The 10,473-nt window shown below is 45.8% G+C and carries 6 protein-coding genes; 5 read left to right on the top strand and 1 reads right to left on the bottom strand.

What is annotated here, in order from left to right:
• Positions 1 to 518 precede the first annotated feature (518 nt).
• Positions 519 to 1,091: a hypothetical protein gene (locus VIP81_RS09075; RefSeq protein WP_331958752.1), complete on the top strand. Its 573-nt coding sequence runs from the start codon at positions 519 to 521 to the stop codon at positions 1,089 to 1,091.
• On the opposite strand, the gene VIP81_RS09070 is transcribed toward VIP81_RS09075, so the two are convergent.
• Positions 1,084 to 2,649 (bottom strand): serine hydrolase, encoded by a 1,566-nt coding sequence (locus VIP81_RS09070; RefSeq protein ID WP_331958749.1) that lies wholly within the window; start codon positions 2,647 to 2,649, stop codon positions 1,084 to 1,086. The genes VIP81_RS09075 and VIP81_RS09070 overlap by 8 nt on opposite strands.
• Positions 2,650 to 2,847: 198 nt before the next feature.
• Between VIP81_RS09070 and VIP81_RS09065 the strand changes: the two genes are divergently transcribed.
• The 4 genes from VIP81_RS09065 to VIP81_RS09050 all read left to right on the top strand — a co-directional run bounded on the left by VIP81_RS09065 (position 2,848) and on the right by VIP81_RS09050 (position 10,381).
• Positions 2,848 to 4,926, top strand: coding sequence for a carboxy terminal-processing peptidase (locus tag VIP81_RS09065; protein WP_331958746.1), 2,079 nt, complete (start codon positions 2,848 to 2,850; stop codon positions 4,924 to 4,926).
• A 55-nt stretch (positions 4,927 to 4,981) separates the two neighbouring features.
• Positions 4,982 to 5,572 (top strand): RNA polymerase sigma-70 factor, encoded by a 591-nt coding sequence (locus VIP81_RS09060; RefSeq protein ID WP_331958743.1) that lies wholly within the window; start codon positions 4,982 to 4,984, stop codon positions 5,570 to 5,572.
• Positions 5,573 to 5,583: 11 nt separating this feature from the next.
• The gene (locus tag VIP81_RS09055; protein WP_331958740.1) at positions 5,584 to 6,711 is read left to right on the top strand and encodes a FecR family protein; all 1,128 of its coding nucleotides are present in this window, start codon (positions 5,584 to 5,586) and stop codon (positions 6,709 to 6,711) included.
• Between the two features lie 106 nt (positions 6,712 to 6,817).
• The gene (locus VIP81_RS09050) at positions 6,818 to 10,381 is read left to right on the top strand and encodes a SusC/RagA family TonB-linked outer membrane protein (RefSeq protein ID WP_331958737.1); all 3,564 of its coding nucleotides are present in this window, start codon (positions 6,818 to 6,820) and stop codon (positions 10,379 to 10,381) included.
• Positions 10,382 to 10,473: the final 92 nt, after the last annotated feature.

Here is a 10,473-nt window from a genome sequence, read left to right as displayed (position 1 = left end):
AATAATGAACGAGGGAATTATCTTGAAGCTAACTATCACGTTATTTCCCTGGGAGAGGAAATAGTCTGGTTCTCTTGAGGTTTCAATATATAGGGTAAAATTCTTTTAATTATAAATAGGACTAAAAGTGTGTACCTGATAAAGATAGGATTTTCCAATTAATAAAATACCGGGAAATATCCCGTGATTAGGAATCCTACACTGCAGTTTTATTTCAGCAGAATACCCACTATGCTGCGGTATTAATTCAGTGAGTTGTCATGCCGCTTTTTATAAAATGTTTTTTATACATATATTTAAGATTAAACAAGAGAAAAAAATATGAAACTTCCTGCGCGGATCATCTATTATCGGTTATCCGTCAGGACTAACGGAAGATGAACAGCCAATAAACGGTGTCCGTTGCCGGAAATCATGCACCACTGCTGCTATTTTGCAGCCGGAATATTGTATTTTACGTTCCCTGTTTGGAAGCTTCGTATACCGTACACCGTTATCTATCCATAAAATGTAAGCTCATGTACCTGATAAAAGCAGGTTGCCTGCTGATCGCTTTTTTCTCCTTTCATCGGCCCATATTTTCACAGGATCGTAATACCATAATCCTGAAAGATATCCATGATAAATACCAGGAGATCAATGCCAATAGATCCAATTATCGTAAAGTATGGGCAGAACCATCAGCAGAAACGACCGAAGGCGGAGAAGTCATCGGTTATTTTTTCAAAGACAGTATCAGGCTGATAGAGCAATCTATGTACGCGGAAAGTGGAAAGTCGGAGACCTCCATTTATTACGATAAGGGAAACCCTGTTTTTATTTTTCTGCGGGAGAGTAGCTACAATGTACCCTTTTTTGACTCCGCGTATAACAGTAGCCTCACCAAAGTGACGGAAGACAAAACCTATTTCTATCAGGGGAAAATGATCCGGTGGATAGATGCCAAAAAGCAGGTCTTTTCCGCGAGAGATAAAATATATATTGAAAATGAGGAAGGGGCTTTAGATTTCGCTAAAGAATTATACAATAAGGTAATGGCGGCAGACATCCGCAAAAAAGTGCCGCCGCCTGCCTCGTCCAAAACTAAATAATCGCCGCCGTCAATATCTTCCTGCTATCTTTTTTATTCGCACCCGCTGCGGTGACACTATCTAAAAAGCTGACAGATAATTTATTCCCGTCAAAAGTACACTGGATCTTATCGCCATGAAACGTTTCCACAAAACGCAGGTTCAGTTGCAGGGTATGCTCATCAATCCAGGTGGCAGTACCCGCTACCAGTGTGGGCTGATGATTGAGCGTTGCTTCCGGAAAAGAATACAGCTGCCGGTCTTTATTGAGCACCCATTTCTCCCAGCCAAATTTTAGCGTGGTAGTAGCCGTGGCTGTTTTGGTGATCCAGGTACAACCACTATCAGAAAAATTAAATTGCATGGCGGTAGCGCCAAATTCATTCTGATCCGGTACCCAGTTTTTCCGATCATAACGGGCTGCTGTCGAAACGCTTTTACTGCCTTTGACTACGGGCAGGGATAAACGCCCCAGCGCTTCCTGTAAGGCGGCATACTGTGCCGGATTATCAGGCAGCGGACTTTCCTGGATGGCCGGCAATATATGCGCCCACATCAGGTCGAGGGATTTTTGCATATCGTCGGTTTGACTGGTCACTACCAGCACGGCGTCTTTGTCCGGCATCACAATGCAATACTGTCCGAAGGCGCCGTCGCCCCGGAATGCGCCGTGCCTGCATTGCCAGAACTGATAGCCATAGCCCTGCGCCCAGTCGCCCGTGCCTTCCTGTGACGACGTTTGATAACTGGTGGCATCTTTCACCCAGCTTTTTGTGAGCAGTTCTTGTCCGTTCCACTGTCCCTGTTGCAGGTACAGCTGCCCCAGTTTCGCAATGTCTTCTGTTTTTACGCGCAGTCCATATCCGGCTACATTCAAGCCCTCGGGAGAAGTTTCCCAGTCGTATCCGCTAATACCCAGTGGTTCAAATAAACGGGGCGTAAGATATGCATACAGGGTTTGACCAGTGATGGCGTGCAGGATGGCGCCCAGCATATAGGTAGCGCCGGTATTATAGAGAAAATGGGTGCCAGGTACAAAGGAAACAGGTTGCGCCAGGAATACAGCGGTCCATGATTGATCGGAGCGCTGCATAGGCGGCAGCGTATCCGCGCCATGGCCGGTATTCATGGTGAGCAGGTGTTTCACGGTCATCTTCTGGAGGTTTTCAGAAGGATGTTCCGGTACTGCTTTTGGGAAAAAAGAAATCACCGGCGTATTAATATCCAGTTTACCTTCTTTTACCAGCATGCCAATAGCTGTGCTGGTAAAGCTTTTGGACAAAGAATAAAGGGAATGTACTTTCTCCTGCGAAAAAGGATTCCACCAGCCTTCTGCGACTACCTGTCCATGGCGGAGTAACATAAAGCTATGCCAGCTGATGCCGGAGGCATTGGCTGCTTCAACAAATCCAAGAATGCCTTGCGACGATACGCCCTGTGATTCAGGCCGGGCCCGCGGAAAGTGTTCCGGCGGACTGCTACGCCAAAGTTGCTGAATGGGTTGAAGCACCGGGAGAAATCCTATACCGGCCAGGCCCGCGCCGGCTGTTTTGATAAAATGTCTGCGACTGGTTTGCATGTGGGTTGTTATAAGGGATTACGTGGAAAGATAGCCGCAGTATGTTTTGCAGCAGCACTGTAAAGCATACCGCTGAACACAAGTATACTTCATTTTACGGAAAAATTCAGCTGCCGCTTCACCCTTTTTGCGGCAGCTGTTGCCTTAGTTACAGAACATTACCAACTGGTAATATTTACAAACCGTAATTATTGTGATATGAGCATTGCCAAATATGGGCTCTTCCTGCTGCTACCCGCAGTGGGCTTAACTTCTTTTGCCGCCACCCGAACAGAGGGGGATGTTGATGCCAACAGAAAGAATGTAATTCGCCAGGTTATGACACGCATTAAAAATCAGCACTACGCGCCTAAGCCGGTGGATGATAATTTTTCGCGGATTATCTGGAAGAACTATCTCAAAGCATTGGACGGAAATAAAAATACGCTGCTGAAAACGGATGTGGAAAGTCTGCGTCGTTATGAAACGCTGATCGATGATGAGCTGGAAACGCCTTCCCTGGAATATTTCAATGCGATCTATACCTTGTCTATGCAGCGTTTGAATGAGGTGAGGACGATTTACCAGGAGATACTATCGAAGCCGATGGATTTTAGCAAAAAAGAAACGATCCAGCCAGACCGCAGCCAGGCCGAGTATCCGGCCGACGAAGCGGCCCGTCGCGAAGTATGGCGCAAGAGCCTTAAATATAATGTGCTGAAAAAAATGGTGGAGTTACAAACCGCCGATAAGACCAAAACCGATGTGGTAGCCGAAAAAGAAGCGCGGGCGGCTACGTTGTTGATGATGGACGGCTTGTTCAAAAATCTCCTCAGCAGCAACGCAGGCGATAATCGTTTCAGCGCGTACATGAACACCATCACGCTGGAAATGGACCCGCATACTTCTTATTTTGCCCCGGTGGACGCGGGTATCCGTGATGCACAGATGGCGCACCGCTACTATGGGCTTGGACTGGAACTGAATGCGAAAGACGGCGCCATAGTGGTAAAAAGAGTGTTGTCCGGCGGAACTGCCGATGCCAGTGGTTTACTGCAGGCCGAAGATTGCATTCTGCGACTGAGTGATGCCGATGGTAAAATGGTGGAAGTAACCGGTATGAGCATCCTGGATGTATCGAAAATGATCCGCGGCGAAAAAGGTACCAGCCTGAAACTGTTGGTGCGTAAGACTTCCGGCGCTGAAAAGGAGATGACTCTTACCCGTGGTGAAATTGTAGAAACAGAAAATGCCGCTAAAAGTGCGGTGATTGAAAAGAATGGCCAAAAGATCGGCTACCTTTTCCTGAAGGAGTTTTACCGTGATTTTAAAAGAGCAGATGGGGCGCAATGTGCGGTGGATATGGCCAAAGAAATTATCAAATTAAAGGCGGAGAAAGTCGATGGTATCGTGGTGGACCTTCGCGGTAACCCAGGCGGGTCACTCGACGAAGTGGTGAAGATCACCGGCTTTTTTGTGAAAACAGGTCCGGTGGTATTGGGAAGAGGCAAAGAAAAAACACGAAGCTATTCCATTGAGAATGGCGATCAAACGCTGTATGATGGCCCGCTGGCAGTGATGGTAGACGAAAGTAGCGCCTCCGCGTCTGAAATATTTGCGGCAGCGATACAGGATTATAAAAGAGGTATTATTGTGGGTAGTCCTTCTTCCTATGGTAAAGGCACGATGCAGGAAAGTTTTCCAATGGGTAAACTGGGGGATGCGGCTAAAGGCATTCCTGACGTGAGCTACGGTACATTGGCCCTGACCATCAAAAAGTTTTACCGTATCAATGGTACCACTACGCAACTGTATGGGGTTACACCAGACGTGATTTTCCCCAGCAGAAAAGTGTATCAGAAGATCCGGGAAAGAGATAATACCAGCGCATTGGTAAGCGATACCATTGAAAGCGCCTGGTTTATGAAATCGCCGGTGGCAGGTGTTTTACCGGGTATAATAGAAAAGGCGAATCAGCAAATCGGCCATGACAGTACGTTGAATGCCGTGAAGCGGGAGGTGGAATGGCTCAAAGTCAATGAAGCGCCGGTGTTCAGTTTACAAAAAAATATATTTAAGAAACAGCTGAGCGACATTCAGGCGCATAGTAATGCCATTGATGCGGCGTTGAAATTGCCTGCCGGCCAGCAGTTAAAAATGAGTGGAACGCCAATAGACAAGTCCTCACCGGACAAAATTGCCCGTAACCAGGAATGGCTGAATACCTGCAGCGCAGATGTATATTTAAGCAAAACCGTAGATATTCTGACTGATTTGGCCGGTAAACAGGCGAAATAATCCGGATTTTAGTCTATTTTGCGCGTTGATTAATTATGGGGGGCGCCAATTGGCTATGTATCAACCAAATTCGATAGAACCGGTTTCATTTGAGGAGTTATTCAAACTACATTATTCTTTTTTATGCGCAACAGCCTACTACATAGTAGAGGATGAAGATGCTGCCAAGGACATTGTACAGGATTTTTTTCTCTATTGCTGGGACAAGCGGGCGATGATTCAGATTACGCAAAACTTTAAGAGTTATGCCACGCGTGCAGTGCGTAATGCATGCTTAAATTATCTGAAGAAAAACGGTAAAGTTGTTTTTGGTGATCCGCTGGAATTAGCGGAGGAAACACCACAGCTACCGGAAGACGATAAAGAACAGGAAGAGATTCGAGATGCCGCCCTATGGGCGGCTATCGGTCGTTTACCTATACAACGGCAGCGCATTTTTTTACTCAGCAACCGCGATGGACTCAAATATAAAGAAATAGGGGAGCAGTTGAACATCTCCGTAAATACGGTTAAAACACAAATCAAATTAGCTTATCAATACCTGCGGAAAGAGTGTGAATGGATGGTCATTTATATAGCGGTTTTATTTTTTTTAAAAGAAATAATGATTTGCCTTCACCCTTTTTTTAAATACGGTTGCCTTTAATTCAGATCGTTATGGAAACACCAGGTAAGGACATCAATTGGGATAAACTGTTATCGGCATTGGAAAATGGCGGTACCGAGCCTTTGAATGAAGAAGAGGCGGCCATGTTGCGTGCCGCCGAAGAAATGAAAGTCAGGGTAAAAAAGGATAATAAATTTCCTGCAGACGCCGGATGGGAGCAGTTTGTAGCTGCCCGGGAAAACCGGAAAATGAAAGTGATCTGGCGTCGTAGAATAGCCGTAGCCGCTGCTGCCGCAGCATTGTTGATCACAGCAGGCGTGTGGAGCTGGCAAAAACATAAGCCAGGCGCCACTGTTGTGGCCATCAATAAAGCCGATTTACCGGCCGCAGGACAGGTGCAATTGGTGTTGTCTAATGGTAAAACCATTACGTTAGGGAATAATGCCGCCGTAACGCAAAACAATAATGGCACACAGATACAGGTAGATAGTACCGGTATCGTATACCTGTCGGAAGGGGAAGGTCGTAAGCAACCAGTAAATGCGATGGATATCCTGTATGTGCCAAGAGGAAAGAAGATCCGCATTGAATTATCTGATGGCACCGGAGTATGGGTAAATGCAGATTCCAAACTGGTGTATCCCTCCGCCTTTGCCGGTAATACCCGGGAGGTGTGGATTCAGGGAGAAGCTTACTTTGAGGTGGCGCCGAATGCACAACAGGCTTTTGTCGTGCATGCGGGTAGCGCAAATGTGCAGGTGTTGGGAACAGCGTTTAATATCAGTACTTATGAAGATATACAAACAACACTGATCAATGGTAAAGTGAGTGCCAGCGCGGGTAACGAGAAGGTTGTATTATCGCCGGGTGAACAGGCTTCCTACGACGCCGCTACCGCCAGCTTGCAGAAAGAATCGGTCGATACCAGGATCTATACCGCCTGGAAAGACGACGATATTTATTTTGAAGACGTGACGCTGGGAGCTATTCTCAACAGCCTTGGCCGCAGCTTTGACTATAATTTTAAGTTCGAGGATGCCACATTGGAAAAGTTGAATATTACTTTGGATATGCATAAGCCGGAAACATTACAGCCGGCATTGGATCACATCAGGCTAACTATAGGCAATATAAAGTTTGTCGTACAGGGTAGAACGGTAACAGTCGGCCGGCCCTGAGTACATCGAAGCAGGAACATGAAAAAAGGAATGTAGGAATACTGCATCACGCCACAACTATGCGTAGCGACAAGCAGGCAGTTTAAAACTTTAATATCAAACCAAAATGAAAAAAATGTTGGGCTTACCTTCATTCAGGAAGGGTATGCGTGGTCATGCCGTGTACCTATTGCTGCTATCTTTTTTGCTGGTGATGTCAGGTGTTGTACACGCACAGGACGTGAACATTCTGAAAAAACAGGTGTCCTATCATGCCAGTAAACAGCCCTTGTTGAAGGTGTTAAAGGAAATACGTGCGCTCACGAATGTACGTTTCACCTATAACAATGACGTCATCCGTAAACAGTCGCTGGTAACGGTAGACCAGCAAAGCGGAACATTGGAACAGCTGTTGAAACAGGTGCTGGTAAATACAGGACTGGAGTTCGCCGAAGATATGGGCGGCGTTGTTATCTATCTGGATAACCCCACCCAGGCGGTGAACGTAAGCGAAAATGTAAGCGTTTCTTTTATTATAAAAGGGCAGGTCACCAATGCCCATGGTGAGCCCTTGCAAGGCGCCACTGTTCAGGCATTGGGTTCCAAAAACGGTACAGTGACCACAGATAATGGCGTTTTTTCTTTGGTAGTAGCAGAAAAAGAACAACTACGTGTTTCCCGGCTGGGGATGAAACCAGTCGTTTATACGGCCAAAAGGGAAGAGGCGATGTTTGTAAAAATTCAGCTGGATACCGCCGCACAGGCGATTCAGGAAGTGGTAGTCAACGGTTATCAGAAAATAGATGGCCGTATGTCTACCGCTTCTACTTTTAAACTCAGCGCCGAACAACTCATACAACCGGGTGAACCCTCTATCGATAAAATGTTGCAGGGCAAGGTACCGGGCCTGATGATCATTAATAGTTCCGGTAGTGTAAACGCACGTCCTACCGTGAGAATGCGCGGTACTTCTACGTTTGTAGGTAACGCCAGCCCTTTATGGGTAATAGATGATGTAGTGCGCCCTGATCCGGTAGACATTTCCGCTACGCAGTTAAATAATGTGGTATCAGATGCACAATCCGGCAACTTTGCCCTGATTGGCAGCGCCGTAAGCGGATTAAATCCTTACGATGTAGAAAGTATTACTTTCCTGAAAGATGCTGCCGCTACAGCCATTTACGGGGTACGCGCGGCCAACGGCGTAATTGTGGTGACGACCAAAAGAGGAAAGGCAGGGCCTATGCAGGTGAGCTATAATACCAGCTTCTCTTTTCAGCAACGCCCTTCCTATAACAATCTCCGGCTCATGAATTCCAAAGAGAGAGTGAATTATTCAAGGGAACTCCAGGAAGACGGAATGGTCTTTAACAGCAATAAAGCTTTCGGCGAGAATGTTAGTTATGAAGGACTGTTACAGGCATTGTCTGCCCGGAAAATTACAGAAGCACAGTTTAAAACGGAAGTAGGCAAGCTGGAAACCAACAATACAGATTGGTTTAAAGTATTGTTCAGGAATTCGTTCAACATGACACACTCTTTAAGTTTGAGTGGTGGTGCGGGCAAAACTACCTACTATGCATCTTTTAATTATACAGATAGTAAAGGCGCCGCACAACAAGATGCTAAGAAGCTCTATACAGCAGATTTGGCCATCCATTCTGAAGCCACTAAAAGATTGTCGTTTGATATTAAACTCACGGGTAGCTATATCAAATCCGAAGGATATTATGGCAATACGAATCCATTGAGCTATGCGTTGACTACCAGCAGAACCCTGACGCCGGATGTATTTTATCCGGTTTCTTCGACTACTGGGACCGGGCTGCCTTTGCCTCCATCTATCGTTTTTAATATGCAAAATGAAATTGCGCAGGCTGAAAATACGGCGAGTACCAGATCTATGATGGCTGCTGTAGGATTAAACTATAAAGTAGCAAAGGGCCTTATGTTCAGAAATACCTCCAGTGCCATTATGGATGGTGTAGAATCCATGTCAGCAGCCTATGAGGGCAGTGCATATATCAGCGCAGAACGTGGCTGGAACCTCGACTATACGCCAACAGATTTTCAAAGAGCAAAATCTTATCTGCCTTATGGGGGATTGGCCAACCTGGCTAACCAGAACATGCTCACGGTAAGTATGCGTAATATGCTGGAATATAGCCGATCATTATTCAAAGAAAGAGATCAGGTGAACCTCACCCTTGGAAATGAAATTACTTCTCAACAGATTAAAGGGACATCTTCTGTAGAACCTGGCTATTTCCCCGATCGTGGACAAACTTTTTATCCAACTACGTATAGCATCAGTCATTACAGCAAGTATACCATTACCAATACGACCAATAATACCATGTCGCTGTTCGGTACCGCCACCTATAATATCAACAACCGGTATGTACTGAATGGTACTGTGAGGGCAGATGGCTCTAACCGTTTTGGGCAGTATTCCAATGCCAAATTTTTACCTAACTATGGGCTGTCAGGGAGGTGGAATGTGACCAATGAACCCTGGCTGCAACAAAGCCGGATCGTCAGTGGTTTGGCCTTCAGGGCATCTTTCGGTACACAGGGAAATGTTGTTAGCGCGGTGGGACCCGAATTGATTGCCTCCTACTCCTCCAGTAACGGCGTGGATGACATCACTGGTATTCCCAAGCTGGGTATTAAAAGTCTGCCCTATCCTGAATTGCGTTGGGAGAAAACAGCCCAATGGAATTTTGGAGCGGATCTGTCTTTATTTGAAAACCGGGTAAGCCTGACGACCGATTATTACATTAAAAGAAGTAAGGACTTGCTGGTGAGCAGAAGTATTCCCTATGAATACGGAATAGACAATATGTACAAAAATGCCGGCAAATTACTAAATAGGGGTGTGGAAATGCAGTTACGGGTGGAAGTTCTCCGAAGGAAATTTACCAACCTCTCGTTTACTTTCATCAATAGCAAAAACTTTAATGAAATAGGGGCCAATGATTTTGTGAATACCTTCGATTCCTACATCAACGGGACTGCCTTTATTCCGGGCAGACCGGTAAGCGGTTTTTATTCGTACGCTTACAACGTGCTGGATCACCAAACAGGCCTGCCCTTATTCAAGAAATCTTCTAAAGACGCGGTCGATACTGCTGGTCTGTTGATGTATTCAGGACAGTTGCATCCGGTGTTTAACGGTGGATTTTCTTCCGCTTTCCGGTATAAGCGATTTAGTATGACGGCTGATTTTTCCTATGCGCTGGGCGGGCATAAAAGATTGAATCCCTTATTTGACATGAGCAAGGGCGATGATGGTATCCCCACTCCTTTAAGCAATGCCAATAGTGAACTGATTCATCGCTGGCGCAGGCCCGGTGACGAACTCACTACTAATATACCTGCTGTAACTGATGCGGAGGTACGCGTTCCCGGTATAAATCAGTCTATATATAAGGCTTATAACCAGTCAGATCTTCGGGTGGTAAACAGTAGCTTTCTCCGCTGCCGGAACATTCGTTTTGATTATTTAATTCCTGCTAATATCACCACGAGGGCAGGTGTGAAGAGTATCAGTACCGGCCTGTTTATTAGCAATCTGTTTACCGTCGCCAGTAAGCAACTGAATGGACAGGATCCTGAAATTGATAATGTAGGATCTACCGCTTTACCGCTAACCAGGCAATATGGCTTTAACATGAATGTGAACTTTTAATGCAGTCATTTAAAAAAAAGGTATGAAAAAAATTATAGTCATCACGATGTTGGCAGCGAGCATGATCTCATGCAAAAAATTTTTAGCAGAGC

Source organism: Chitinophaga sp. (assembly GCF_036566945.1).
Taxonomy (GTDB): Bacteria; Bacteroidota; Bacteroidia; order Chitinophagales; family Chitinophagaceae; genus Chitinophaga.
Note: the sequence above shows the minus strand (reverse complement) of the source record. Positions and strands in the feature narration are given on the sequence as shown.

What these genes read in the sequence shown, in the direction of transcription:
- VIP81_RS09075 (WP_331958752.1), top strand. Translation starts at nt 519, where the DNA reads ATGTACCTGATAAAAGCAGGTTGCCTGCTGATCGCTTTTTTCTCCTTT.
- VIP81_RS09070 (WP_331958749.1), bottom strand. Translation starts at nt 2,649, where the DNA reads ATGCAAACCAGTCGCAGACATTTTATCAAAACAGCCGGCGCGGGCCTG.
- VIP81_RS09065 (WP_331958746.1), top strand. Translation starts at nt 2,848, where the DNA reads ATGAGCATTGCCAAATATGGGCTCTTCCTGCTGCTACCCGCAGTGGGC.
- VIP81_RS09060 (WP_331958743.1), top strand. Translation starts at nt 4,982, where the DNA reads ATGTATCAACCAAATTCGATAGAACCGGTTTCATTTGAGGAGTTATTC.
- VIP81_RS09055 (WP_331958740.1), top strand. Translation starts at nt 5,584, where the DNA reads ATGGAAACACCAGGTAAGGACATCAATTGGGATAAACTGTTATCGGCA.
- VIP81_RS09050 (WP_331958737.1), top strand. Translation starts at nt 6,818, where the DNA reads ATGAAAAAAATGTTGGGCTTACCTTCATTCAGGAAGGGTATGCGTGGT.